The 25,705-nt window shown below is 66.9% G+C and carries 26 protein-coding genes and 1 tRNA gene; 17 read left to right on the top strand and 10 right to left on the bottom strand.

The window, feature by feature from the left end; genetic code table 11:
• The first annotated feature begins 6 nt into the window (after positions 1-6).
• From ACV095_RS05290 to ACV095_RS05335, 10 genes are all read left to right on the top strand, one after another.
• Positions 7-1,002: a DNA topoisomerase IB gene (locus ACV095_RS05290; protein WP_134164166.1), complete on the top strand. Its 996-nt coding sequence runs from the start codon at positions 7-9 to the stop codon at positions 1,000-1,002.
• Between the two features lie 75 nt (positions 1,003-1,077).
• The gene (locus ACV095_RS05295) at positions 1,078-2,505 is read left to right on the top strand and encodes an FAD-dependent oxidoreductase (RefSeq protein WP_018769026.1); all 1,428 of its coding nucleotides are present in this window, start codon (positions 1,078-1,080) and stop codon (positions 2,503-2,505) included.
• Between the two features lie 147 nt (positions 2,506-2,652).
• On the top strand, positions 2,653-2,862 hold the full coding sequence (locus ACV095_RS05300; protein ID WP_478223420.1) for a DUF4304 domain-containing protein: 210 nt from the start codon (positions 2,653-2,655) through the stop codon (positions 2,860-2,862).
• 54 nt (positions 2,863-2,916) lie between these two features.
• Complete coding sequence (locus ACV095_RS05305; RefSeq protein WP_478223069.1) at positions 2,917-3,522, top strand: TetR/AcrR family transcriptional regulator; 606 nt, start codon at positions 2,917-2,919, stop codon at positions 3,520-3,522.
• Complete coding sequence (locus ACV095_RS05310) at positions 3,522-4,793, top strand: glycosyltransferase (protein ID WP_478223070.1); 1,272 nt, start codon at positions 3,522-3,524, stop codon at positions 4,791-4,793. The genes ACV095_RS05305 and ACV095_RS05310 overlap by 1 nt, the downstream gene beginning before the upstream one ends.
• A 33-nt stretch (positions 4,794-4,826) precedes the next feature.
• Positions 4,827-6,188 (top strand): helix-turn-helix domain-containing protein, encoded by a 1,362-nt coding sequence (locus ACV095_RS05315; RefSeq protein WP_056393038.1) that lies wholly within the window; start codon positions 4,827-4,829, stop codon positions 6,186-6,188.
• A gap of 124 nt (positions 6,189-6,312) precedes the next feature.
• Entirely contained in the window at positions 6,313-7,836 is a 1,524-nt protein-coding gene (gene exaC / locus ACV095_RS05320; RefSeq protein ID WP_018769031.1) for an acetaldehyde dehydrogenase ExaC, read from the top strand.
• 42 nt (positions 7,837-7,878) lie between these two features.
• Positions 7,879-8,901 carry an alcohol dehydrogenase AdhP gene (gene adhP, locus ACV095_RS05325; protein WP_026265728.1) on the top strand — a complete coding sequence of 341 codons (1,023 nt, stop codon included), beginning with the start codon at positions 7,879-7,881 and terminating at the stop codon, positions 8,899-8,901.
• Positions 8,901-9,308: a DUF779 domain-containing protein gene (locus tag ACV095_RS05330; RefSeq protein ID WP_478223071.1), complete on the top strand. Its 408-nt coding sequence runs from the start codon at positions 8,901-8,903 to the stop codon at positions 9,306-9,308. Before adhP ends, ACV095_RS05330 begins: the two co-directional genes overlap by 1 nt.
• 176 nt (positions 9,309-9,484) lie before the next feature.
• Positions 9,485-11,044, top strand: coding sequence for an amino acid permease (locus tag ACV095_RS05335; RefSeq protein ID WP_134163931.1), 1,560 nt, complete (start codon positions 9,485-9,487; stop codon positions 11,042-11,044).
• 77 nt (positions 11,045-11,121) lie between these two features.
• Here ACV095_RS05335 and ACV095_RS05340 read toward each other — a convergent pair whose 3' ends face one another.
• The 3 genes from ACV095_RS05340 to ACV095_RS05350 all read right to left on the bottom strand — a co-directional run bounded on the left by ACV095_RS05340 (position 11,122) and on the right by ACV095_RS05350 (position 13,885).
• Positions 11,122-11,757, bottom strand: coding sequence for a DUF2461 domain-containing protein (locus tag ACV095_RS05340; protein ID WP_478223072.1), 636 nt, complete (start codon positions 11,755-11,757; stop codon positions 11,122-11,124).
• A 138-nt stretch (positions 11,758-11,895) separates the two neighbouring features.
• The gene (locus ACV095_RS05345) at positions 11,896-13,392 is read right to left on the bottom strand and encodes a catalase (RefSeq protein WP_478223073.1); all 1,497 of its coding nucleotides are present in this window, start codon (positions 13,390-13,392) and stop codon (positions 11,896-11,898) included.
• A gap of 7 nt (positions 13,393-13,399) precedes the next feature.
• Positions 13,400-13,885: a Fur family transcriptional regulator gene (locus ACV095_RS05350; protein ID WP_018769037.1), complete on the bottom strand. Its 486-nt coding sequence runs from the start codon at positions 13,883-13,885 to the stop codon at positions 13,400-13,402.
• Between the two features lie 81 nt (positions 13,886-13,966).
• Between ACV095_RS05350 and ACV095_RS05355 the strand changes: the two genes are divergently transcribed.
• On the top strand, positions 13,967-15,238 hold the full coding sequence (locus ACV095_RS05355) for an MFS transporter (RefSeq protein WP_026265730.1): 1,272 nt from the start codon (positions 13,967-13,969) through the stop codon (positions 15,236-15,238).
• Between the two features lie 29 nt (positions 15,239-15,267).
• Positions 15,268-16,134, top strand: a complete 867-nt coding sequence (gene htpX / locus ACV095_RS05360) for a zinc metalloprotease HtpX (protein ID WP_018769039.1) — start codon at positions 15,268-15,270, stop codon at positions 16,132-16,134.
• Between the two features lie 203 nt (positions 16,135-16,337).
• Here the strand turns inward: htpX and efeB are convergent, their stop codons facing one another.
• The 4 genes from efeB to ACV095_RS05380 form a co-directional block, all read right to left on the bottom strand.
• Positions 16,338-17,714, bottom strand: a complete 1,377-nt coding sequence (gene efeB / locus ACV095_RS05365; protein WP_478223074.1) for an iron uptake transporter deferrochelatase/peroxidase subunit — start codon at positions 17,712-17,714, stop codon at positions 16,338-16,340.
• A complete protein-coding gene (gene efeO / locus ACV095_RS05370; RefSeq protein WP_018769041.1) occupies positions 17,711-18,907 on the bottom strand; it encodes an iron uptake system protein EfeO in 1,197 nt (398 codons plus the stop codon). Before efeO ends, efeB begins: the two co-directional genes overlap by 4 nt.
• A 53-nt stretch (positions 18,908-18,960) precedes the next feature.
• The gene (gene efeU, locus ACV095_RS05375; RefSeq protein ID WP_018769042.1) at positions 18,961-19,824 is read right to left on the bottom strand and encodes an iron uptake transporter permease EfeU; all 864 of its coding nucleotides are present in this window, start codon (positions 19,822-19,824) and stop codon (positions 18,961-18,963) included.
• A 307-nt stretch (positions 19,825-20,131) separates the two neighbouring features.
• Complete coding sequence (locus ACV095_RS05380) at positions 20,132-20,623, bottom strand: YajQ family cyclic di-GMP-binding protein (protein WP_018769043.1); 492 nt, start codon at positions 20,621-20,623, stop codon at positions 20,132-20,134.
• Positions 20,624-20,809: 186 nt separating this feature from the next.
• Between ACV095_RS05380 and ACV095_RS05385 the strand changes: the two genes are divergently transcribed.
• From ACV095_RS05385 to ACV095_RS05395, 3 genes are all read left to right on the top strand, one after another.
• A complete protein-coding gene (locus ACV095_RS05385) occupies positions 20,810-21,067 on the top strand; it encodes a hypothetical protein (protein WP_018769044.1) in 258 nt (85 codons plus the stop codon).
• A 166-nt stretch (positions 21,068-21,233) separates the two neighbouring features.
• Positions 21,234-21,315, top strand: a tRNA-Tyr gene (locus ACV095_RS05390).
• Positions 21,316-21,502: 187 nt separating this feature from the next.
• Positions 21,503-21,928, top strand: a complete 426-nt coding sequence (locus ACV095_RS05395) for a CBS domain-containing protein (protein ID WP_056393052.1) — start codon at positions 21,503-21,505, stop codon at positions 21,926-21,928.
• A gap of 105 nt (positions 21,929-22,033) precedes the next feature.
• On the opposite strand, the gene ACV095_RS05400 is transcribed toward ACV095_RS05395, so the two are convergent.
• Together ACV095_RS05400 and ACV095_RS05405 are read right to left on the bottom strand one after the other, a co-directional pair.
• Positions 22,034-23,041: a LysM peptidoglycan-binding domain-containing protein gene (locus tag ACV095_RS05400; RefSeq protein WP_478223075.1), complete on the bottom strand. Its 1,008-nt coding sequence runs from the start codon at positions 23,039-23,041 to the stop codon at positions 22,034-22,036.
• Positions 23,042-23,442: 401 nt separating this feature from the next.
• Positions 23,443-24,177: an ion channel gene (locus ACV095_RS05405; protein WP_018769047.1), complete on the bottom strand. Its 735-nt coding sequence runs from the start codon at positions 24,175-24,177 to the stop codon at positions 23,443-23,445.
• A gap of 71 nt (positions 24,178-24,248) precedes the next feature.
• Between ACV095_RS05405 and ACV095_RS05410 the strand changes: the two genes are divergently transcribed.
• Together ACV095_RS05410 and trxA are read left to right on the top strand one after the other, a co-directional pair.
• Entirely contained in the window at positions 24,249-24,803 is a 555-nt protein-coding gene (locus ACV095_RS05410; protein ID WP_056393057.1) for an acyl-CoA thioesterase, read from the top strand.
• Positions 24,804-24,895: 92 nt separating this feature from the next.
• On the top strand, positions 24,896-25,333 hold the full coding sequence (gene trxA / locus ACV095_RS05415) for a thioredoxin (RefSeq protein ID WP_018769049.1): 438 nt from the start codon (positions 24,896-24,898) through the stop codon (positions 25,331-25,333).
• Positions 25,334-25,400: 67 nt separating this feature from the next.
• Here trxA and ACV095_RS05420 read toward each other — a convergent pair whose 3' ends face one another.
• Positions 25,401-25,679, bottom strand: a complete 279-nt coding sequence (locus tag ACV095_RS05420; protein ID WP_018769050.1) for a putative quinol monooxygenase — start codon at positions 25,677-25,679, stop codon at positions 25,401-25,403.
• Positions 25,680-25,705 lie beyond the last annotated feature (26 nt).

A 25,705-nucleotide genomic window follows, 5' to 3' on the forward strand; every position in this document is an offset into this window, starting at 1 on the left:
GGCCCCATGAGGCTCCGGCGCAGCAACGCCTCGGGCCGCGGCTACCGCAGGGTACCGGCAGGCAAAGGCTTCAGTTACCGGGACCTGGACGGCTCCACCCTGCCGCCCGGTCCCGTCCGTGACCGGCTGGAGAGCATCGGCATCCCGCCCGCGTGGACGGACGTCTGGATTGCCCCGTTTGAGAACGGCCACATCCAGGCCACCGGGGTGGACGCGGTGGGCCGTCGCCAGTACATCTACCACCCGGAGTGGCGTGAGCGTAAGGATCGGGTGAAGTTCGACCGGTCCCTCCAGTTGGCCGAATCGCTGCCCGCGGCACGCCGCATGGTCACCATGGACCTGCGCAGCGATGGCTTCACGCGCGAGCGGGTCCTGGCGGCCGCGTTCCGGATGCTGGACAGCGGATCCCTGCGCGTGGGGTCCGAACGCTACACCAATGAAAACGGCAGCCGGGGCCTGGCCACCCTGCTGTGCGCCCACGTCCAGGTCCGCAAGGACCGCATCCTGCTGCGCTTCCCGGGCAAGAGCGGCAAGGACTGGGAATCGGAGATCCGCGACCCGGACCTCGCCGTCGTGCTGCGCCTCCTCAAGCGCCGCGGGCCCAACGCCCGGCTCCTGGCCTACAAGGAGGGCAGGACCTGGCGTCCGGTCACCAGCGCGGACATCAACGCCTACGTGAAGGAGCGGACCGGATCGGACTTCACCGCCAAGGATTTCCGCACCCTTCGCGGGACGGTGGCCGCGGCGGCAAGCCTTGCCCGGACCGGCCCCCAGCGCACGGCGGCCAAACGGAAACGGGCCATCAGCCGGGCCATGCACGAGGCCGCGGAGACGCTGGGCAACACACCCTCCATCGCCCGGAAGAGCTACGTGGACCCCCGCGTCCTGGACCACTTCCATGACGGCGAAACCATCGATCCAAAGCGCCTGGACTCGGCGGAGGCCGAACTCCGGGCACTCCTGTACCGCGAAGGCAAGGTGGTGGCCCTGGCCGCCAACTAGAATGGGGGACTGTGCGCTGCATGACGCGGCGCAGTCTCATGAAACGTGAGCAGGACCAGTTCAGAAGGGCTCCCGGTGTCCAACAAGAGCGAAACCGCCAACCGTCCCCTCCGCGTCGCCATCGTCGGCGCAGGACCGGCAGGAGTCTATGCTGCGGACATCCTCACCAAGTCCAGCGGGGTGAAGGACGGCGACTTCCAGGTCAGCATCGACCTCTTCGAGGCCTACCCCGCGCCCTACGGACTGATCCGTTACGGTGTGGCCCCGGACCACCCCCGCATCAAGGGCATCGTGAACGCCCTGCACAAGGTCCTGGACCGCGGGGACATCCGGTTCCTGGGCAACGTGACCTACGGCCGGGACCTTACCCTGCACGATTTCCGGGCCTTCTATGATGCCGTGATCTTTTCCACGGGCGCCGTGAAGGACGCGGACCTGGACATTCCCGGCATCAACCTCCAGGGTTCCTTCGGCGGCGCCGACTTCGTGTCCTGGTACGACGGGCACCCCGATGTTCCCCGGGAATGGCCGCTCGAGGCCAGGGAAATCGCCGTCATCGGCAACGGCAACGTGGCCCTGGATGTGGCCCGCATGCTGGTCAAGCACCCCGAGGAGCTGCTGAGTACCGAGATTCCGGACAACGTCTACCAGGGCCTGAAGTCCTCGCCCGTCACGGACGTCCACGTTTTCGGCCGCCGCGGACCGGCCCAGGTTAAATTCACCCCGCTGGAACTGCGCGAGCTCAGCCATATGGACGACGTGGACATCGTCCTGTATCCGGAGGACTTTGAATTCGACGAGGCCTCGGATGAGGCCATCCGCAGCAACAACCAGGTCAAGACCATGGTGAACACGCTCACCAATTGGCTGGTTGAGGAGCACGCGGAGTCGGAGAGCCCCTCCTCCCGCAGGCTGCACCTGCACTTCCTGCACAGCCCCGTGGAAGTGCTCGACGACGGCACGGGCAGGGTGGGCGGCATCAAGTTTGAGCGCATGCAGCTGGACGGGACCGGCAACGCCAAGGGCACCGGGGAGTACGTCGAATACAACGTCCAGGCTGTCTACCGGGCCATCGGCTATCACGGCTCCGCCCTGGACGAACTGGAGTACGACGCCAAGCGCGGCGTCATCCCCAATGAGGGCGGACGCGTCCTGGATGCCGACGGGAACCCCGTCCCGGGCATCTACACCACGGGCTGGATCAAGCGCGGACCCGTCGGGCTCATCGGCCACACCAAGGGCGATGCGCTGGAGACCATCGGCTTCCTGCTGGAGGACCGGCCGAACCTCCCCGCTGCACAAAACCCGGATCCCCAGGCCATCATCGACTTGCTCGAGGAACGCGGTATCGAATACACCACCTGGGAAGGGTGGAACAAGCTCGACGCCCATGAGGCTGGACTCGGGGCCGCTTGGACCGGACCCGAAGGCCTGGACCACGTGGTGCGCGAACGGATCAAAGTGGTGCCGCGCGAGGACATGATCCGCATCTCCCGCGGCTGACTCCGGCCGCACTCCGCCAGCAGGTGGTTACTTAGGGAGGGCCATCAGCAGGAACGTCATTCAAACCACTTTTGACGGCTTCATGAAGGTGCGGGATTCTCGAAGCACAGCGGATCCTGGTACCGCGACACCGATGACGTGATCACTGTGGCCGAATTGCAGAAATCGCAGTATGGACTGCAGTACTACGTGAACATTGCACTGTGGCTGCGCCCTCTGGGAGAGGCGAAAACCCCCAAAGCGCAGGCCTGCCACGTTCGCAGCCGCCTCTCACTGCTTGTTGGAAGCGCGGACGGGCAGCTGGAGGCGCTGGCCGTGAAGGGGCCATCTGATGGGTCGGGCGGGCCCTGGTTGTAAACCTGGCCCTGTGACCTCTGGCCGCAGAGCCGTATTCAAGTTAGTCTGATTAACATGAATATGGCGGGAACCCGTGCCTACGACTCCCGGAAGCGTGCGGCCTCTGCCGCCGCAACCGGGCGCCGGATCCTGCAGGCAACGCTGGACCTCTTCATGGAGGGGCCGCTCGCCGGCGTGACGCTGAACGCCGTTGCTGAACGGGCCGGGGTGACCGTCCAGACCGTCATCCGCCGCTTCGGCGACCGCCCGGGCCTGATCCACGCCACGGCGGAATTCGCGTCAGCGCAGGTTGCCGGCCAGCGCGGTGCCGCTCCTCCCGGCGACGTACCCGCCGCCGTCGACAATCTCCTGGAACACTACGAAACCACCGGCGCCCTGGCCCTGAAGATGCTGGCCGAGGAGGAAACGTCCCCTTTCCTCGCAGAGATCACCGAAGGCGGCCGGCAGCTCCACCGGCAGTGGTGCGAACGCGTCTTCGCGCCCTTCCTGGCAGATGACTTCCTGCCGGACGGGGTAGAGCGGAAGCGCCGCCTTGCCCAGTTCGTCGCCGTCTGCGACGTTTACACCTGGAAGCTGCTGCGCCTCGATGCCGGGCTCAGCCGCGACCACGTGGCCCACTGCCTGCTCGAAATGCTGGAACCCTTCATCCGGAGGCCCTGATGTCCACCGTCCTTGCCTACACCTCTCCCGCCATCGGCCACCTTTTCCCCATGGTCCCGCTGCTCCAGGAGCTGACGGCCCGCGGCCATGATGTCCACGTCCGTACCCTGCGCCGGCAGGTCCCGCTGCTCATGGAGGCGGGGTTCCATGCCGGACCGGTGGATGACCGGATACTTGCGGTCGAGGCCACTGACTACCGCGCCAACAACGCGAAGGCGGCCCTGGCTTCCAGCGTGGAGACCTTCACGGCCCGCGCCCGGTTCGACGCCCCGGACCTGCAGCAGGCCATTGATGACGTTCGCCCGGACCTGCTGCTCATCGACATCAACGCCTGGGGAGCCCGCATCCAGGCCGAATCCTCGGGGCTGCCGTGGGCCACCTTCAGCCCCTACACCCCGCCGCTCCAGTCGAGGGGAACGCCGCCGTTCGGACCCGGGCTTGCCCCCATGTCCGGCCCGCTGGGGAGGGCCCGTGATGCACTGGCCCGCCGCCTGGTGACCGGCGCCGTGGAAAAGCTGATGCTGCCGCACATCAACGCGCTGCGGGCGGAGCTGTCCGCCGGCCAACTGCCACCCGTCAGCGGTGCGGACGAGATGTTCCGCACCGCGCCGCTGATGCTTGTGGCCACGTCGCAGCCGTTCGAGTATCCCCATCCGGACTGGGGGCCGGACGTGCGGATGATCGGCGCGCTCGGCTGGGAACCGCCCGCGGAGCCTCCCTCCTGGCTCGGGGATGGCCAGGACCCCGTGGTCCTGGTGACCACATCCTCCGAATACCAGGCCGACGAAGCCCTGGTACGGGCGGCGCTGGCCGGCCTGGCCGCTGAACCCTTCACCGTGGTGGCCACCCTGCCGGCAGCGGACACCGGGTCCGCCGGGGCGCACCGGGCATCCGGCGCCGAAGCCTTTGCGTCCGTCCCGGCCAATGCCCGGCTGGAACACTTCGTGCCGCACGGCCCCGTCCTTGACCGCGCCGCCGTCGCCATCACGCACGGCGGCATGGGGGCGACGCAGAAGGCGCTCGCCAAAGGGGTGCCCGTGGTGGTGGTTCCGTTCGGCAGGGACCAGCACGAGGTGGCGGCGAGGGTGGTGGCCGCCGACGCCGGGGTGCGGCTGAGCCGGAAGCACCTCACCCCGGAAAGGCTCCGCGCCGCCGTCCACCAGGCCCGGACCAAGGCGCCGGGGGCGCGGCGGGTTGCGGAGGGCTACGCTGCCGCGGGTGGAGCAGTGGCAGGGGTGGATGCGCTGGAGGAACTGGTACGGCTAGACTAGCCGCGCCAGAAGCCTGCACTTTCCGGGAGTTCGATGACGAACCTGCTCCAGCCTGAACCGCGCCAGCGCGCCGCGCTGGCAGGTCACGAGCGCCTGGACGGTGCCATTCCAGAGATGCCGGGCCTGGGCGATGCCACGCCCGAAATCCCCGGCCTGCGCAAACTCATCAGGGAATCGTGGCTACGGTCCGCCGGCTTTAAAGCCAATCCTGACAATGCGGCCGCGCCGCTTGCCTTCGACTGGGACGAGCTGGAGGACTACCGCCGGCAGCACCCCCTTGCAGCGATCATGCCGGTCATCAACAAACTCCTGGTCCAGCCCAGCCATGACAGCGGCCTCCTGGTGGCCGTAGGCGATGAGGTGGGCAGGCTCCTGTGGGTGGACGGCGACCCCACGCTCCAGCGCCGCGCCGAAGGCATGATGTTCGTCCCCGGTGCCGACTGGTCCGAGGCCAGTGTTGGCACCAGTGCCCCGGGAACGGCCCTGGCCCTGGGCAAGGGGATCCAGATCGCCGGCGCCGAGCACTACCAGCGGGCCGTCCATCCCTGGAGCTGCACCGCCGTCCCCTTCCACGACCCCGATTCAGGCGCCGTGCTGGGCGTCGTGGACATCACCGGGACAGCCACCGCGGTGGCGCCGCATACGCTGTCGCTGGTGGAAGCCACCGTGGCGGCCGCGCAGGCGCAGCTGCGGGTGGAGCGCCTGCAGCGCGCGGCGGAGCTGGCCAGGAAGCCCGTACGACGGCGGTCCCCGGCGTCCGCCGGCAGGCAGGGCCAGGGTGCCAAGGAAGGCAGCCTCTACCGGAACAGCCTGCAGCTGCTGGGCCGCGACCAGGCGCTGCTCAGCCTGGGCGGCAGGACGGTTTCGCTGTCCGCCCGGCACAGCGAGATCCTGGCCCTGCTCAGCACCCACCCGGACGGGCTCACCGCGGAGGAACTCAGCTCCCTGCTGTATCCCGGGGACGGCCCTACCATGACGCTGCGCGCCGAGATGGTCCGCCTGCGCAAGGTCATCCAACAGCTTTCCCCGGATGCTGTTCCCGGCTCGCGCCCCTACCGGCTGCCTGTCGACCTGGTGCCGGATACCGGCCAGGTGCTTAGTTGCCTGCAGCGCGGTGCACACCGGATTGCCCTGGAGATTTACCGCGGCGGCGTGCTCCCGCGCTCCGAGGCGCCCGGCATCATCGAGCTGAGGAACAGGGTCTCGTCCCTGCTCCGGGAGGCCGTTCTCACGGATGGAAGTGCCGAGTCCCTGCTCAAGTACGCCGCGCTTCCCGAGGCAAGTGACGACGTCGGAATCCGCCGCGCCGCGCTCCGCCTCCTGCCGCCGCGCTCACCCAAGCGGGCCGCTGTCGTGGCCGACCTGGAACGGCTGGAAGCCGAACTGCGCGCCTGACAACGCCCCCCTGTGACACCGGCCACAGGCCTGCAACCTGGCTGCAACCTGCCAACTCCTACGCTGTCTCCAACGGCGAACGGCCCCTGGGGCCCGCCTTCTGCACAGCAAAGGAGCTAAGCACATGACCGTTTACGCACAGCCGGGAACCGACGGTTCGAAGGTCACCTTCAAGGACCGTTACGAAAACTGGATCGGCGGCGAATGGGTGGCCCCCGTGAAGGGGCAATACTTCGACAACATCACTCCGGTGACGGGCAAGGCGTTCTGCCAGGTGGCCCGCGGCACGGCCGAGGATATCGAACTGGCGCTGGACGCGGCGCACAAGGCGGCACCGTCCTGGGGCAAGACCTCAGCAGCGGAACGTGCCGCCATCCTGAACAGGATCGCCGACCGCATCGACGAAAACCTGGAAATGCTCGCCGTCGCCGAAACCTGGGACAACGGCAAGCCGGTCCGGGAAACCCTGAACGCGGACCTGCCGCTGGCGGCGGACCACTTCCGCTACTTCGCCTCAGCCGTCCGTGCCCAGGAAGGCAGCCTCTCCCAGCTGGACGAGAACACCACCGCATACCACTTCCACGAACCGCTCGGCGTGGTGGGCCAGATCATTCCCTGGAACTTCCCCATCCTTATGGCCGTCTGGAAGCTGGCACCCGCGCTCGCCGCCGGAAACACGGTGGTCCTCAAGCCCGCCGAACAGACGCCAAGCTCCATCCTGGTGCTGGTGGAACTCATCGGGGACCTGCTGCCCGCCGGCGTGCTGAACGTGGTCAACGGCTTCGGCGTGGAGGCCGGCAAGCCGCTGGCCTCCAGCTCCCGGATCCGGAAGATCGCGTTCACCGGCGAGACCACCACCGGCCGGCTGATCAGCCAGTACGCCAGCCAGAACCTCATCCCCGTCACCCTGGAACTGGGCGGCAAGAGCCCCAACATCTTCTTCAACGACGTTGCCCAGGAGAACGACGCGTTCTACGACAAGGCCCAGGAAGGTTTCGCGCTGTTCGCCTTCAACCAGGGCGAAGTCTGCACCTGCCCGTCCCGGGCGTTGGTCCAGGAGGACATCTACGACTCCTTCATGGCGGACGCCGTGGCGCGGGTGGAAAAGATGGTCCAGGGCAACCCGCTGGACACCGATACGCAGGTTGGTGCACAGGCCTCCAACGACCAGTTGGAGAAGATCCTGTCCTACATTGACATCGGAAAGCAGGAAGGCGCCAGGATCCTCACCGGCGGCGCCCGCGCCGAACTCCCGGGCGATTTGGCGGGTGGCTTCTACGTCCAGCCCACCGTGTTTGAGGGCCACAACCGGATGCGGATCTTCCAGGAGGAGATCTTCGGGCCCGTGGTGGCGGTGACCAAGTTCAGCGACTACAACGACGCCATGGGCATCGCCAACGACACCCTCTACGGGCTGGGCGCCGGTGTCTGGTCCCGCAACGGCAACGTGGCCTACCGCGCCGGCCGGGAAATCCAGGCCGGCCGTGTCTGGGTCAACAACTACCACGCCTACCCGGCGGGTGCCGCCTTCGGTGGCTACAAGTCCTCGGGCATCGGCCGTGAAAACCACGCCATGATGCTGGACCACTACCAGCAGACCAAGAACCTGCTGGTCAGCTACGACGAAAACAAGCTGGGCTTCTTCTAGGCCAGCACTACCCCCCGCTACAACGACGCAAGGATTTCGCCAATGACGACGACAATGCAAGCAGCAGTAGTAACCAAATTCGGTGCCGACCTGTCCGTCCAGGACGTCGCCATGCCGGTACCCGGGCCCGGCCAGGCACTGGTCAAAGTCTTGACCACCGGCGTATGCCACACCGACCTCCACGCAGCAGAAGGGGACTGGCCGGTCAAACCCGCCCCGCCGTTCGTTCCCGGCCACGAGGGCGTGGGGGAGGTGGTGGCACTGGGTGAAGGCGTCACCGACCTCCGCATCGGAGACGTGGTGGGCAACGCCTGGCTGTGGTCCGCCTGCGGTGACTGCCAGTACTGCCGCACCGGCTGGGAGACCCTCTGCGAGGCCCAGCAGAACGGCGGCTACACGGTGGACGGGTCCTTCGGGGAGTACATGCTCGTGGACTCACGCTTCGCGGCGCGCATACCGGCGGGATCCGACCCCGTCGAGGTGGCGCCGGTACTCTGTGCCGGCGTCACCGTCTACAAGGGCCTGAAGATGACCGAGACCCGGCCGGGGCAGTGGGTCACCATCTCCGGCATCGGAGGGCTGGGGCACATCGCCGTCCAGTACGCCGTCGCCATGGGCCTGCGGGTGGCCGCCGTGGACGTCGCGGACGACAAGTTGGCCCTGGCCAGGACCCACGGAGCGGAAGTGACCGTCAACGCGCTGCATGAAGATCCGGTAGAGGTGATCCAGCGTGAAACAGGAGGGTGCCATGGGGTGCTGGTTACGGCGGTGCATCCGTCAGCATTCGGACAGGCCATTGGCATGGCCCGCAGGGGCGGCACCATCGTGTTCAATGGACTGCCTCCGGGGGACTTTCCGGCGCCGATCTTCGACATCGTGCTCAAGGGGCTGACGGTCCGCGGTTCCATCGTCGGAACCCGGCAGGACCTTGAGGAAGCGCTGGATTTCTACGCCAGGGGAAAGATCCGCCCCACAGTGTCCGTCCGGGAGCTCTCCGAGGTCAACGCCGTCTTCGATGAGATGAAGCACGCCAAGATCGACGGCCGCGTGGTGCTGAGGTTCTGATGCCGGACCACGGGATGGACGCCGCCGTGACGCTGCCCGGGGAAGACTTTTCCCGGGTGGCGCTCACGCCGGCGGCCGTGGACCTGCTGCGGATGCTCTGGGACCGGCACGGACCGCTCATGTTCCACCAGTCCGGAGGCTGCTGCGACGGGTCCTCACCCATGTGTTACCCGGCAGGGGACTTCATCACGGGGGACTCGGACGTCCTCCTGGGGCTGTTCGACCTGTCCGACGGCCTGCAGCCACTTCCGCTGGAGTTCTGGATGTCCCGGGAACAGTTCAATTACTGGAGCCACACCCACCTGACCGTGGACGTTGTACCGGGCCGGGGGAGCGGCTTTTCGGTGGAAGCGCCGGAGGGCAAACGCTTCCTGATCCGGTCAACGCTGATGGACTGGCCTACCTAGCAAGTTCGACGCTTTACGCCTCAGGGCTCTCCATTAGGAGGGCCCCGAGTGCGTTGGCGGAAGAATATTCGGCGCAGAGGCCGTCTCACTATTCGGGACGATTGGGGCCGTCCAGTGGATGGACACTATCGTTGATAGGTCTGTTTCCATCACAAACCAGGATTGTGACCCCCCTTATGAATCTTCTGCGGACAAAATCCATCGAGCAGTCGATTGCCGACGCCGATGAGCCAGGGCGCAAACTCAAGCGTTCCCTCAGCACCTGGGACCTCATGATCATGGGCGTCGCCGTTGCTGTGGGCGCCGGTATCTTCTCGGTGGGCGCCAAGGCCGCTGCCAACTTCGCGGGCCCCGCCGTCACCGTCTCCTTCGCCATCGCCGCCGTCACGTGCGCGCTGGCCATCATGTGCTACGCCGAGTTCGCCACCGCCATCCCCGTGGCCGGATCGGCCTACGTCTTCACCTACGCCACCATGGGCGAACTCCTTGCCTGGATCATCGGCTGGAACCTGATCCTCGAGCTGTTCACGGCCGCCGCCGTCATCGCCAAGTACTGGGGCATCTACCTCAGCAAGGTGTTTGCCCTCACGGGCCTCGACATCCCGCCGGCCCTCTCGCTGGGCGGCGTGGACCTCTACTGGGGCGCCTTCCTGATCGTGGCCATCTTCACCGTGCTGCTGGTGCTGGGCACCAAGCTGTCCGCCCGCGTGGGAAACATCTTCACCCTGATCAAGATCGGCGTGGTGCTGTTCGTGATCGTGGTGGGCTTCACCTACGTGAAGCTGGAGAACTACAGCCCGTTCGTTCCCGCCGCCCAGCCCACGGCAGGCACCGGCGCCGCGGACGTCCTGAAGCAGTCCTTCTTCGGCTTCCTGACCGGTGCCGCGCCCGCCCAGTACGGCACCATGGGCATCTTCGCCGGGGCCGCACTGGTGTTCTTCGCCTTCATCGGATTCGACGTGGTGGCCACCTCCGCCGAGGAAGTCAAGAACCCGCAGAAGACGCTGCCCCGCGGCATCTTTGGCGGCCTGGCCCTGGTGACGCTGCTCTACATCCTCGTGTCCCTGGCCCTGACCGGCATGGTGTCCTACACCCAGCTGGCCGAGGCCAAGAGCCCCACCCTCACCACTGCCTTCGAGGCCGTGGGCGACACGTCCGCCGCCAAGGTCATCGCCTTCGGTTCCCTGGTGGGCCTGACCACCGTGATCATGGTGCTCCTCATGGGCCTGTCCCGCGTGGTGCTGGCCATGAGCCGCGACGGACTGCTGCCCCGGTCGCTGTCCAAGACCAGCGACAAGCGTTCCACCCCGGCGCGCCTCCAGATCATCTGCGGCGCCGCGGTTGCCCTGGTGGCAGGCCTGACCAACGTGGACCTGCTCGAGGAAATGATCAACATCGGCACTCTGTCCGCGTTCGTGGTGGTCAGCCTGGGCATCCTGGTGCTCCGCAGGAAGCGCCCGGACCTGAAGCCCGCCTTCCGCGTCCCGTTCGGCAAGGTACTGCCGGTTGTCTCCGCGGTGCTGTGCCTGTACCTGATGACCAACCTCGCCGTGGAGACCTGGATCTTCTTTGCCTTCTGGCTGGTCATTGGCCTGGCGATCTACTTCGCGTACGGACAGCGGCACTCCCGGCTCAACGAGCGCTTCGCCGAGGCCAACACCAGCGTCAACGGCGCGGCCGGCGCCGCTGCAGCCCCCGCCGCTGAACGGGACGAGGATGAGCTGAGCCGCACCTGACGGCCTGCCACCCACGCCTCCTGAACTGCCCGCCCGGCCTGTGCCTGGCGGGCAGCCGCAGTTAAGGCAGCCACGTTTCAGGGTGCGGCGTACCGGCCCACCCATTCCACGAGCGGCCGGAGCTGCCGCCACCGTTCCGCGATCCGCTCCTTCGCGGCGGGTGTGGAGACCCACTCCGGCCGGCCCACCTCGACTCCGGCGGAGAGCGATTTGTGCTTGAGCAGTTCGGCGCGGGGATGGTCTTTGTCGAATCCCCGCGGGACGGTTTTCAGCGTCTCGCCCTCGATGGCAAAACCGGCGCCGGCCACGGCATCAACAATGTCCTGCAGGGCGGCGCCGCTGGCGGAAGCGTCGGCGGCCGCGCGGAACCGTGCCAGCTGGGCGGGAGTGTGGGAGTGGTAGCCCCCACCGATCAACAGCCCGTCAGCATTGATTTGGAGATAGAAACCCACGCCTTCCTGGCGCGCAGCGAATGCTCCCTGGGCAGTTTTGTAGGGCGACTTGTCCAGTGAGAAGCGGACGTCGCGGTTGGGGCGGAAAAGCTTGGCCGGTCCGAACTCGGGTTCCAGCTCGGAGAGCAGGAGGGTGAGTGGTGCCTTGACTGATTCCTCGTACGTTGCCTTGTGTGCCAGCCACCAGTCGCGGTTGTTGTTGTCCTCCAGCTGTGCGTAGAAGCGGAAAGCTTCGATGGGGATGCCTGCGAAAGTGTTCATCTACGGAGCCTAGGGCTGCCGCCCGCAACCAGCCAGGTCTACGCCGCCGTATGTGCAAAAGCGGCCTCGACAGCAGAACACCCCGCCACGGAGGCCCGTGACGGGGTGTTCTTTCGGTTCAGCCGGCAGGAAGCCTGGTCAGCCGATCTTGTTGGCGGACTCTGCATCCGAGGCCGGAGCGGAGGGGGCATCCCCTGCGCCGAGGTTGGCGCGCAGCTTGGCGCCGAGTTCGGCATCAACGTTGGTCCAGTACTGGATGGCGCGTTCCTTGATGCCCGGGCTCTGGACGCCGCCCACGGCACCGGTGATGGTCTCCAGGAAGCGGGCCTTGGCGGCCTCGTCGTAGACCTCGCGGTACAGCGTGCCGGCCTGGACGAAGTCGCCGTCCTCGGCGTGGAGGGAGTGCGCAGCCAGGGTCAGCTCGCCGTCGTTCTCCCAGCCGCCGGCCGGGTTCTGCGGCTCAACGGCAGCCGGGCCGCCCACGGAGTTCGGTGCGTAGACCGGAACGGAGGGGGCGTTGAACAGGTAACGTCCGGCACCGTCCTGGCTGTAGTTGTTGACCTGGTTCTTGGGCTGGTTCACCGGGATCTGCGCGTGGTTGGTGCCCACGCGGTAGCGGTGTGCGTCCGCGTAGGAGAAGATGCGGGCCTGCAGCATCTTGTCCGGCGAGGCGGCGATGCCCGGCACGAAGTTCGACGGCGCGAAGGTGGCCTGCTCGATCTGCGCGAAGTAGTTCTCCGGGTTCCGGTTCAGCTCCATGGTGCCCACCTTGATCAGCGGGTAGTCGCCGTGCGGCCACACCTTGGTCAGGTCGAACGGGTTGAAGCGGTAGGTCTTGGCATCCTCGTACGGCATGACCTGCACGTGCAGGTCCCAGGACGGGAAGTTGCCCGCGGCGATGTTCTCGGACAGGTCGCGGATGTAGAAGTCCGCGTCAGAGCCGGCCAGCTGTTCGGCCTGCTCGGAGCTCATGGAGTTCACGCCCTGGTTGGACTTGAAGTGGTACTTGACCCAGAAGCGCTCACCGGCTTCGTTAATCCACTGGTAGGTGTGCGAGCCGTAGCCCTGCATTTCGCGCCAGGAGGCCGGCAGGCCGCGGTCACCCATGAGCCAGGTGACCTGGTGGGCGGACTCGGGGGACAGGGTCCAGAAGTCCCACTGCATGTCGGCGTCGCGGAGGTGCGTGCCCGGCAGGCGCTTCTGGGAGTGGATGAAGTCCGGGAATTTGATGCCGTCGCGGATGAAGAAGACGGGGGTGTTGTTGCCCACGAGGTCGTAGTTGCCCTCGGTGGTGTAGAACTTCACGGCGAAACCGCGGGGGTCGCGCCAGGTGTCCGGGGAGCCGTTCTCGCCCGCGACGGAGGAGAAGCGGATCAGCATCTCGGTCTCGACGCCGGGCTGCAGGAACGCGGCCTTGGTGTACTTGGAGATGTCTTCGGTGGTCTTGAACGTGCCGAATGCGCCGCCGCCCTTGGCGTGCACTACGCGCTCCGGAACCCGCTCGCGGTTGAACTGCGCGAGCTTTTCAACGAGGTAGTGGTCGGTCAGGATGATGGCACCATCGGCACCAACTGACTTCGAGTGAGCGTCGGATGTAACCGGCGCGCCTGACTGGGTTGTGGAAACGGCAGTCATTGTTCTCCTATTTCTCTTTTTCTTGCGAGGGACTGTGGGGAGGAAGTTGCTGGGCCTGCTGGCATTCCTGGCAGATGCCCTGGTACATGACGTCCGCGATCTGGATGGTCATGGGCTTGGCGTCCGGGTTCCAGTGCGGCGTGAGGCAGGGGGCGTGGCCGACGGCGCAGTCCACGTCCTCCACCCGGCCGCAGCTGATGCAGATGGCGTGGTGGTGGTTGTCGCCCACGCGCGTCTCATACAGGGCAGGGGAGTGCGGCGGCTCGAAGCGGCGCAGCATGTGCAGGTCCGTCAGGTCGCCGAGGACTACATAGACGGACTGGGCCGTCAGTTCGGGCAGCTCGGCCCGGGCGGCGGCAAGGATGCTTTCGGCAGGCGAGTGGGGGTGGCGTTCGACGGCGGCAAGGACGGCCAGCCGCTGCTTGGTCACCCTGCGGCCGTGGGCGCGCAGGGCTGCAGCCCACGCTTCCTGGCCGTCAAAGTGCTCCATCATGGCTCCATTGAAACACTTATTTTTAGCAACTCACAATAAGGCGGGGCTTACCTTCCCGTGTCGCCCGCTAGTGTTACGGGGGTGGGGAAACTGCTTGCCGATGTCACACCGCTCAGGGAAAGCCCGGCATTCCGCCGGTTGTGGCTCGGATCGGCGGTGTCCGCCGTCGGCAGCCAGCTCACCCTGGTGGCAGTGAGCCTCGAGGTGTACCGCCTGACGCAGGACAGCTTCTACGTGGGCCTGCTGGGCATCTTCGCGCTGGTTCCCCTCGTGATCGGTGGCCTGATGGGCGGCTCCATCGCCGACGCCCACGACCGCAGGCGGATTGCCCTGCTGGCCACCACCGTGCTCTGGCTGACCACCGGCCTGATCGCACTGCAGGCCTGGGTGCAGCTCGGCAACGTGTGGGTGCTGTACCTGCTGGTGGCACTGCAAAGCGGGGCCCAGGCCATCAACCAGCCGGCACGCAGCGCCATCATCCCCACGCTCATCCGCAAGGAACTCCTGCCGGCCGCCAACGCGCTGAGCATGCTGACCCTGGGCCTTGCCATGACCGCGGGGCCGCTGCTGGCCGGCCTCCTGGTGGCGTGGCTCGGGTTCGGCTGGACCTACACCATCGACTTCGTGAGCTTTGCCTTCGTCCTATGGGCTGTCTACCGGCTGCCACCCATGCCGCCCACCGGTGGACACAGCAAGGCGGGGATCCGCTCCGTCATCGAGGGGTTCCGGTTCCTTGGCACGCGGCCCAACCTCCGCATGACCTTCATCATCGACCTCATCGCCATGGTCCTTGCCCAGCCGCGGGCGCTGCTGCCCGCAGTCGCGGCCCTCATGATCGGCGGCGGCGAGGCAACCGTGGGCATCCTGCTGGCCTGCACCGCCGTCGGGGCCTTCCTGGCCGGCTTGTTCTCCGGTCCGCTGGGCAGCGTGCGCCGCCAGGGGACCGCCGTCGTCGTTTCGGTGATGGGCTGGGGCGCGTCCATCGGGGCGTTCGGCCTGGTGGTGCTGCTGGCCGGTCCCGCGCCGGCCGGGGCGGTGACCCTGTGGCTCCTGCCCGCCGCCGTCTGCTGTGTCCTTGCAGGCATTGCCGACTCCATCAGCAGCGTCTACCGCAACACCATCCTGCAGGCCGCGGCCCCTGACCACCTCCGCGGCCGGCTGCAGGGCGTGTTCATCGTGGTGGTGGCCGGCGGCCCTCGAATCGGGGACCTGCTGGCGGGTGGCGCGACTAAGATTTTGAATGAGGGCTGGGTCCTGCTGCTCGGCGGTGCGCTGTGTATTGCGGGGGCCTTGCTGGCGGCGAAACTGCAGCCGGGCTTCCGGACGTACGATGCGCGGAACCCGGTTCCCTAGCCGGCCGTTCCTTTTAACGAGGAGGAAACGTGCATAACCATCACAACGGACTGAAGACCGCGGCACTGTTCGGGGTGCTGTGGGCGGTGCTGCTGGGCCTTGGCGGGCTCATCGGCGTGGGGACACGCAGCTCGGCCCCCATCTGGATCATGGCCCTGATCGGCGTCGGCACCACCTTCTACGGGTACTGGAACAGCGACAAGATTGCCATCCGGGCCATGCAGGCCATCCCGGTCTCCGAAGCCCAGGCGCCGCAGCTCTACCAGATTGTCCGCGAGCTTTCGATGCGCGCCAACCAGCCCATGCCGCGCATCTATGTGTCGCCCACCATGAACCCCAACGCGTTCGCCACCGGACGCAATCCGCAAAATGCCGCGGTCTGCTGCACCGAGGGCATCCTCCAGCTCCTGGACGCCCGTGAACTCCGCGGCGTCCTGGGACACGAACTGATGCACGTCTACAACCGGGACATCCTCACCTCATCCGTGGCTGCCGCCGTCGCGGGCGTCATCACGTCCGTGGGGCAGATGCTGCTGTTCTTTGGCGGCGGTGACCGGCGCAACGCCAACCCCCTGGCCATGATCGCCATGGCACTGCTGGCGCCGTTCGCGGCGTCGCTGATCCAGATGGCCATCTCCCGCACCAGGGAGTACGACGCCGACGAGGACGGTTCGCAGCTCACGGGCGATCCGCTGGCGCTCGCCTCGGCACTGGCCAAGATCGAACGCGGCGTCACCATCGCGCCCCTGCCGCAGGACCAGCGGCTGGTCAACGCCTCCCACCTCATGATCGCCAACCCCTTCCGCGGCGGCGCCATGAACAAGCTGTTCGCCACCCACCCGCCCATGCGGGACCGGATCGCCCGGCTGGAGCGGATGGCCGGCCGGCAGACGTAGCCGGTTGCCCGCCGTCGGACCTGTATGCCGATGCCCTGCCTTCAGCAGCGACCCGCGCCTTCGCCGGCGACGCGCACCTTCATTTTCGCTGCGCAGATTCCTTGGCGCCCCTGGTATTTCGGGTGCGCCAAGGAACCTGCGCAGCGGTTAGCCTTTGGCGCGTCGGGAACGACGGCGGGGCGGGGCCGGCATGGGCGGTCCCGCTACGCGAAGAGGCCTTCGCCGATGAAGCCGCCGGGCTTCACCCCGCCCGGCACCGCGAAAAGTCCGGAGCCCGTGTGCTTCAGGTACTCCACCGCCAGGGTGTCGCCCTTGGCCATCGCCATCTGCATGGGGACATAGTGGGTCCGTGGATCGGTGACGAACGCAATGAAGAACAGCCCGGCGTCCAGGTGCCCCAGGCCGTCGGAACCGTCGGTGTAGTTGTAGCCCCGGCGCAGCATCCGCACGCCGCTGTTCTGGCTGGGATGTGCCATCCGCATGTGGGAATCGAGGGGGATCAGGGGTTTTCCGCCCTTGCCCTGCCGCGCGAAATCGGGCTCGGTGAACTCCCCGCCGCCGGACAGGGGTGCACCCGTTCCCTTGGTCCGGCCGATCAGGCCTTCCTGTTCGCCCAGGGACGTGCGGTCCCAGATCTCGATGTGCATGCGGATCCGGCGGGCCACCAGGTAGCTGCCGCCTGCCATCCAGGCATCCTGGGGCCGGGCGGCCGCTGCCCACACATGCTGGTCCAGCAGTTGCTGGTCCTCCACCTTCAGGTTGTTGGTGCCGTCCTTGAACCCGAAGAGGTTCCGCGGGGTCTCCTGCGTGCGGGACGTGGACGATGTCCGGCCGAAGCCCAGCTGGGACCACCTGACCCGCACCTTGCCGAAGCCGATCCGTGCCAGGTTTCGGATGGCGTGCACCGCCACCTGGGGGTCGTCCGCGCAGGCCTGCACCACCAGGTCGCCGCCGCTGCGGGCGGGGTCCAGGTCCTCGCCGGGGAAGTGCGGCAGGTCGGCCAGGGCCTCGGGCCGGCGTCCTTCCAGTCCGAAGCGGGCCACGCCGTCCTTTTCGAACAGGCCGGCGCCGAAGCCGAAGGTCAGGGTCAGCTTTCCCGCGTTGAGGTCCAGCGCCTCGCCGGTGTCCTCCGGAGGGGCACCATAGGGTCCGTCCACGGCGCCGGTTGCGCCCGCAGGGCGGCCCTCGGTCAGTGCTTCCGCAGCCCGCGTCCAGTCCTTGAGCAGCTGGACCAGTTCCTCACGCTTCGTCGTGGTGACGTCGAACGCGGCCATGTGCAGGCGGTCCTGGGCGGGGGTGGTAATGCCGGCCTGGTGGTGGCCGTGGAAGGGGACCACCGGGCTGTCGGCGGCCGGCGGCGCGGCAGAGGCGGCCACGGCGTCGTGCCCCAGGAAGCCTGCGGCGAGCCCCGCTGCCGCACCGCCCAGTCCGGCGATGCCAAACAGGCCGCGCCTGCTTAGGCGGGCTCCCGCCGTCGGCTGTTCCCGGTCCCCGCCATCCTGCGCCGCCCCAGGTGAAGCGGCAGGTTCATCCGGCGCGGAGGCCTCCGGCGGCCGGCCGCCAAAGGGGCAGCCGGTCACAGGACCACCGCCGCCGTCAGCCGGGACAGCGGTTCGCCGAGCGCGTCAACCAGTGACGCCAGCCGCTGGACCTGCTCAGGGGCCAGCTTGTCGTAGGAGGCGAAGCCAGTGCCCTGGGCGTGCGTGGCCAGCTCCGCCTGCAGTGCGGCGAATTTCTCATCCAGGGAGGAGGCCAGGGCAGCGTCCTTCCGAAGCAAAGCAGGCTTCAGGCTTTCGAAGGCGATGCGGGCGCCGTCGACGTTCGCCTGGAAGTCCCAAAGATCCGTGTGCGACCAGATCTCCTCCTCCCCGGTCACCTTTCCGGTGGCAACCTCGTCCAGCAGTTCCTTGGCGCCGTTGCCCAGCATGTCCGCGGAAATCTCCAGGGTGCGGGTGCGCTCCACCAGGTCCTTGGTGTCGGCCACCATCCGGTCTGCGATCGAGGACCGTTCCGCTGCCGTCAACGCCGTGTAGTCCGCCGGCGGGAACAGGTCCTTCTCGGCACGGTGCCAGCCGGTCCACTCCTGGCCCGGTTCGAGATCGGCTTCACGGGCATCAAGTTGCGGGTCCAGGTCCCCAAAGGACTCGGCCACGGGCTCGATCCGTTCCCAGTGCTGGCGCGTTGCCGCGTACAGGGAGCGCGCCTCCTCCGCGTTGCCGGCCGCGAAGGCGGCGGCGAACTGCTGGGTGCCGGTGAGCAGCTGCTCGCTCTGGTCCTTGACGTAGGAGGCGTACTGCCCGGTGGCGGTGTCCAGGAGGTGCTGGAAGTCCGTGTCGGCCGACGGCTGGTTTCCGGACTGGGTGACTTCCAGGGCGCCCCTGATCCCGTCGCCTTCCATGCCCGGCTTGCAGGCTGTCGTGTAGGTGCCTGCCGGGGCGGTGACCACCAGGTTGCGGGTCAGGCCGGGGCCGATGTTCTCCACCTCGCCCAGGATGCGCAGCCCGTCCGCTGCCAGCAGGTAGAACTCGGTGACCTCCGTGCCCTCGTTCTTCACGGAGAAGCTGAGGTTTCCGCTGGGCACGCTGCCGGCCGAGACCTTGCACTCGGTATTTGAGCTGACAACCTCGATGGCGCCACCCGAGGTGTCCGCTGCCTTGGTGTTGTCCGTGCAGCCGGTGAGGAGCAGAGGGACGGCCACGACGGCGGCAGCAAGGGCGGCGGGCTTGTTTCGGAAGACGTACCGGGGTGTTTTGGGCAGGGTGAAGCCGGGCATTGGGTTGTCCTTTGGGTGCGGGTGCGGAGGTCTTTTGGCGGTCAAGCAGTCGGTCAGGCAGCGGCCGGGGCTTTGGCGGCGTGGTTGTTGCCGGCCATGGTCCTGCCTGGCGGCACCGACGTGAAGTGCGTGCGCAGGTAGAGGAACAGCACGGGCAGTACGTACACAAGCCACGCCGCGGCTTCCAGCCAGGTGGTAGCCGGGGAGAAGTTCAGGGTGCCCTTGAGCAGGGTGCCGTACCAGGACGACAGCGGTACCGTGGCGCTGATATCGAACGCCAGGGAGTGCAGGCCCGGAAGGAGCCGGGCCTCCTGAAGATCATGGACGCCGTAGGACAGCACGCCGCCGGCGATGACGATCAGGGCGGCGCCGGTCCAGGTGAAAAAGCGGGAGAGATTGACCTTCAGGACGCCGCGGTGCAGCAGGTAGCCCAGGCCGGCCGCGGTTGCCAGGCCAAGCAGGGCGCCCAGCAGTGGCTGGGTGGTCTCACCGGTGGCCTTGGCCGCCGCCCACAGGAAGAGGGCCGTTTCCAGGCCTTCCCGTCCCACGGCGATGGCTGCCACCACGGCCAGGCCCCAACCGGCCCCGCCTGCGGACCGGTCAACGCGCGACTTCAGGTCGCTGCCGAGTGTCCGCGCGGTGCGGGCCATCCAGAAGACCATCCAGGTGACCAGGCCGACGGCGAGGATGGACAGGCTGCCGCCAATCGCCTCCTGCGCCTCAAACGTGAGGCCCTTGGGGCCGAAGGTCAGGAGGGCCCCGAACCCGACGGAGACAGCCACGGCCGCCGCAACGCCTGTCCACAGCCGGGGGATGAGGTGGCGGCGGTCCGTCTTGGCGAGGTAGGCCATGAGGAGGACCACCACCAGGGTGGCTTCGAGTCCTTCGCGCAGGCCGATCAGGTAGTTGGCAGTCATGGAGGTTCTTTCGCTCAGGTAAGCCTTACTTAGGCAGGCCTAAGGATGAGATTACCCGGCGCCGGCAATTACGCAAACTAAACGTGCTGTAATTTCGTGTTCGTTACGCATGGCGGGGCCGCAGCGGAATCGGCGACCGGCTCCGCCGCCCGCGACACGCAAAGCCGTCCGCGACACGCAAAGCCGTCCGCGACACGCAAAGCCGTCCGCGACACGCAAAAAGGCCGGCGCCCCCCGTATATCGGGTGCGCCGGCCGTTAGGCGTAGCGGAGGAAATTATCCGCGTCGAAATCGACGGCGGGGAGGGCTAGCTGCGGAAGTTCACAAACTGCAGGTCGGCTTCCTCGAAGTCCTTCAGCAGCGCCATGGTGGCCTGCAGGTCATCGCGGGACTTGGAGGAGACCCGCAGTTCGTCGCCCTGGATCTGGGACTTCACCGATTTGGGCGCCTCGTCCCGGATCAGCTTGTTGATCTTCTTGGCCAGGTCCTGCGCAATGCCTTCCTTGATGGAGGCTTCCAGGCGGAACTCCTTGCCGGATGCGTAGGGCTCGCCGGTATCCAGCGACTTTAGTGAGATTCCGCGGCGGATCAGCTTGGACTGCAGTACGTCCAGGACCGCCAGGACGCGTTCCTCGGAGTTGGCCTTCATGAGGATCTTCTCGCCGCTGAAGTCCACCTCGGCCCCGACGCCCTTGAAGTCGTAGCGCTGGGCGAGTTCCTTCTGGGCCTGGTTGAGCGCGTTGGCCACTTCCTGCTTGTCCACTTTGCTTACGACGTCGAACGTTGACTCGCCTGCCATGACTCTCCTTTGTTGATGGGGCGCCCCGTGCGGAACAGGGCCAGGATCACTGGAATCCAGCCTAGTACGGATGCCCGGACCGGTGGGGGCCGCGGATTCACAGTTCCCTCTCAGCGGACGCACCGGGGGAACGAAGGCGCGCTGGCGAGAGTTGGAGCAGTTGTACTGAAGTTCGAGAGGAACACCATGCACCGCAAGGCCGCCCGTTATGTCACCCGGACCACATCAGCAGCAGCGGGGGCGGTGGCCACGGCGGCGACCTCGGTGGCGGCGGCAGCGCTGGCAGCCTCCATCATCTTCAGCCCGGTGGCCGACGCCTCCTCCCGCATGGATGGGGTACGGGCGGACCTTCAGCGGGCCGTGCAGTTGAACCAGATCACCGAGGAGCAGGCCCTGAGCTTCGAGGCCAAGCTGGCCGGACGCATCCTGGGCCAGGAGGCATAAAACAGCGGTTTTCCGGCGCTGGTTCGCGGCTTTTGGGGCTGCCCGGGGCTCGATTCGATTCTTCGGCGGAAGTTCTGTAAAGTTGTCTTGCCCGCGGTTACTGAAGCGGAACGGACGGAAACGGACGCTCCGAACACTGCATCAGCGGGTACTTCTTTTGAAGTTCGGCAGATTACCCGAGCGGCCAAAGGGGGCTGACTGTAAATCAGCTGGCAACGCCTACGGGGGTTCGAATCCCTCATCTGCCACCCAAGGAAAGCCTCCGGAACCACCAGGTTCCGGGGGCTTTTTCGTGTCTCCAGGCAGGGTCGGAGGCCGCCTGGAAACGGTGCCAAACCGTCGTCGACACCATGGGGGTGCGGGCGTAGTCTGACAGAATCGGCGCACGTGCCCCGATGCCCTGCGTCGATAAATCCATCGATGAAGGAGGATTCAATGAGTGCTGTACGTGAATTCATGACCACGGATGCGCGATGTATCCGTGAAGGCGAGTCCCTTGTGGACGCCGCCCGGATGATGCAGGACCTGGACTGCGGCGCCCTCCCCATCTGCGGGGATGACGGCAAGTTGAAGGGCATGATCACCGACCGCGACATTGTGCTCAAGTGCGTCGCCGCCGGCCGTGACCCGGGCCAGATGATGGCCCGCGACCTCGCCTCCGGCAAGCCCTACTGCGTCGACGCCGACGCCAACGTCGATGCAGCCATCGACATGATGGAAAAGCACCAGGTCCGCAGGCTTCCGGTGATCTCCGACCACAAACTGGTGGGCATCATCAGCCAGGGCGACATTGCGCGCAACTACTCCGAACAGCGCGTAGGCGAACTGGTGGAGCACATCTCGGAGCGCCACGGGGTGTAGGGCCGGCGACACGTCATGGCCTTGTCCGCGGATCCAAGCCGTAAAAGGTTCGGACCCGCGGACAAGCTTTTGATAACCCGGGTCAGCTCCCGGGTTCATGTGCATTCAGTTCAGTGCGATCAGCAGCATCTGGCTGGTGCCCGGGATGCAGGTCTGCAGGATCGCCCGGGGGAAACCGCCGAACACCGCAATCACGTCGTTGGTGGTTCCGGGATTGGGGACCGTCCCGCGCCCCGTTACCGTGAAGGTTCCATAGCCCGGGATGCTCACCGTCTCACCCACGCTGATCCCGGAGAACCGGGCCCAGCCGCCGCAGAAATCATGCTCGGTGATGAACAGCGAATAGCCGTCGTTGGGGGTGAAGTGGATGGGCCCGATGCAGGCGTCCACCATGGACTGGCCGCCGGAGCCGGCAACGTAAATGGTCCGGATTGCAGGCGCTGCGGGGACGGGAGCCGGAGCAGGTGCCGGTGCGGCCGCTGGAGCCGGGGCCGCGGCAGGTGCCGCGGCCGGAGCCGGGGCGGGTGCGGCCACTGCGATGGCCGGACCGGTCAGCAGGAGCGTCTGGCCAGGGTAGATGATGCTGTAGGCGCTGAGCCCGTTGGCCGCGAGCATGGCGTTCATGTCCACGCCATGGCCGGCAGCAATCGCGCCCACGGTGTCGCCCGGGACCACGGTGTACACGTTGGGGTCACCGGCAGGCGCGGGGGCCGGTGCGGGGGCCGGTGCGGGCGCAGGTTCGGCTGCTGCCGGTGCGGGGGCAGGCGCCGGGTCGGCGGCCGGCGCAGCAGCCTGTGCCGCCACCGCCGATGCCGCACCCGGATCGCTTTGTCCGGATGCCACGGCGTCCGTGGCTGTTTCGGCTGCGGCGCTTGGCGACGGTGGTGAGGCGGCCTCTGCCACCTGGGCCGCCGCCGTCGTGCTTCCGCCGAGGGTAGCGGGCGGCGCTGCCATGGCGCCCACGCCTACCGCGGCCACAACGGCCGCCGTGGCCATGCCGGCCCATAACTTGTTGCTGATGACCGGCCGGCCGCTGTTGAGGTCAGTCCGTGGTTCGTCGGTGGCGAAGCTTCTGCTGGTGCCCTCGGGGGAGGGGATGAAAGGCTGTTTCATGGAGTTGGCCCATCTGGGTTCGGTCCAGCCAGGTTGTGCTGCTGCACACCGGTGCGCCGGACGGATGGCGAAGTCATTGCACCGCCGGCCCCGGCAGTTGCCGGAGCCGCAGGCGGCACAGGGTGGAGGCATCCGCATACCCAGAAAATGCGGAACTCCGCGTGAAGGCAGGAACGTCCGGAAGCCACCCGGGGGACCTGCCAGTGCGTGTTGGTCCTAGGAATCCCGAGTCTAGGAATCGCCCCAAGGCCGGGGCACCAGTAGGAATTACCCGAGTTTTCGGGGCCGGTACCCGCCCGCGGCAGCGAAGCTACTCAGCATCCGGAAGCCCAATACTTGCCACCGGCCGTGACCTGGAGGGCGCAGGCCAACCACCAAACGGAATCTCTCAATCCCCGCTTCTACGGCGTCCGGCGTTCCCGCAGCTCGGCGATTTCCCGGCGCAATGAGGCAATCTCGGCCACCAGTTCCGTCACTTCAACCCGCAGCGGCTCTTCCACGGCCTCCGCCACCGTTTCCGCTGTATCCTCAACCCGCTGGACGAGCCAGGAGGCAATGGACGCCGTCACGACACCCAGCACGGCGATGCCGCTCATCATCAGCGCCGTGGCCACCAGCCGGCCGATGGGCGTCACCGGGTACATGTCCCCATAGCCCACCGTGGTGATGGTTGCGGTGGCCCACCACAGGGCATCGCCGAACGTGGTGATCTTGGCGTCCGGCGCCCATTGTTCGACGTCCAGCACAGCCAGCGCACCGACAAAAACCAGCAGCGCCGCGGACCCCGCCACATACGTGACCACGCGGCCGCGCAGCGTTTCGCCCACGGTACGGTGCAGGACGGACAACAAGGTGACCAGGCGCAGCAGGCGCAGCGGCCGGAAGAACGGCAAGGCCACGATCACCAGCTCGTGCAGGTTCCGGATGAACCACTGCCGCCGGTCAGCCGAGAGCCACAGGTTTGCCGAGTAGTCCAGGACGAAGACGAACCAGGTCACCCACATGACCGCCTCAAGCCAGTCCGCCCCACTGCCCTCGACCCTGCCGATGACCTGCCAGGCGTACGCGCCGAGAAATACCAGTGCCGTCGCCATCAGGGGCCACTCCGCCAGGGCCCGGTAGCGTTGCTGCGTCATGCAGAAAATCCTAAGGGGATGGACCGCGGCACAGCAGGCCAAAAGATGTTACCGGCGGGTAACATTGAGGCATGCACCTGCTCCTGAGAACACTGCTTCTGCTTTTCCGGTCGAAACGGCGGCCGCCGCTCACCGTATGGGAACCGGCATCCCTGCCATTGCGCGTCCTGCCCACGGACATCGACATCGCCATGCACGTCAACAACGGCATGTACCTGTCCCTGATGGACCTGGGCCGGTTCGACCTCATGGTGCGCAGCGGCGTCTGGAAGCGGATGCGCCGCCGCGGCTGGAGCCCGGTGGTGTCGGCGGAAACCATCTCCTTCCGCAAATCCCTGCAGCTGTGGCAGGACTACGCCATCGAGACCCGCATCATCGGGCTGGACACCAAGGCGATCTTCTTCGAGCAGCGCATGGTGGCCGACGGCGAGATTTACGCACGTGCCTACATCGCCACCCGGCTGGTCACCAAGACCGGCCCGGTCAGCCAGGAGGAGATCATCGCGGAGTTCGGGACACCGCCCGGGGACCTGGTGCTGCCCGAGTGGATCCATGAGTGGCGCGCCTCCAGCGCCCTGCCCGGCAGCCGCACGCCTTCCCCGCACCTGTGGGATGCCAACCGCTGAACCCCCGTGCCGGCGTCGTCCTTCCCCTATTCCCGATGACGCGGGGAGCGAACACGGGCGACAGCCGGGGCCCCGGCGCGTAGCGTGGACACATGGCTACCCTCGACATCACAGGTGAACAGTTCGCATCCACGATCGAAGGCAACGACATTGTCCTGGTCGATTTCTGGGCAGAATGGTGCGGCCCCTGCAAGCAGTTCGGCCCCACCTACGCAGCAGTTTCCGAGAAGCACCCTGACGTCGTGTTCACCAAAGTGGACACCGAAGCAGAGCAGCAGCTGGCGGCGGAGGCAGGCATCACCTCCATCCCCACCCTGATGGCCTTCCGTGAAAAGGTGCTGGTGTTCTCGCAGCCCGGCGCCCTGAACGCCCAGCAGCTGGAACAGGTGGTGGACGCGGTGAAGGCACTGGACATGGACGAGGTCCACGCCCACGTGGCCCGCCAGCGGGAAGAAGCGGCAGCGGCGGCCAGCCAGCCTGCCGGCCCCCGGGACGGCACGCAGGACGGCACCCAGATCCCCGACTTCTAAGACTCTGACAGCACAAAAAATGCGGGACCTCCCACTGGAGGTCCCGCATTTTTGCGTTCAGGCTGCGTCAGACGCGTTCCAGCTTGACCGGTTCGGCCAGCAACGCGCTCAGCGACTCGTTCAGGTCCTGCACAGCGGTGCCCTTGGAGTGCTTGTCCAGGTCCTCCTCGGACGCCCACTGTTCGGTCAGGACCAGCTTCTCCTCCGTGGCTTCGGTCAGCTCGTAACGGATGCAGCCTGGCTCGTTCACCACCTCATCGATCGCGATTTCCAGGGCCAGCTTGACGCGGAAGAACTCGCCGTCGTTGGGAATGAACGTTGCTATCAGGTCAATGGGTGCACTCATGCGTTTCACAATACCGGGGCTGCAGG

Source organism: Arthrobacter sp. JDC6, from assembly GCF_056484025.1.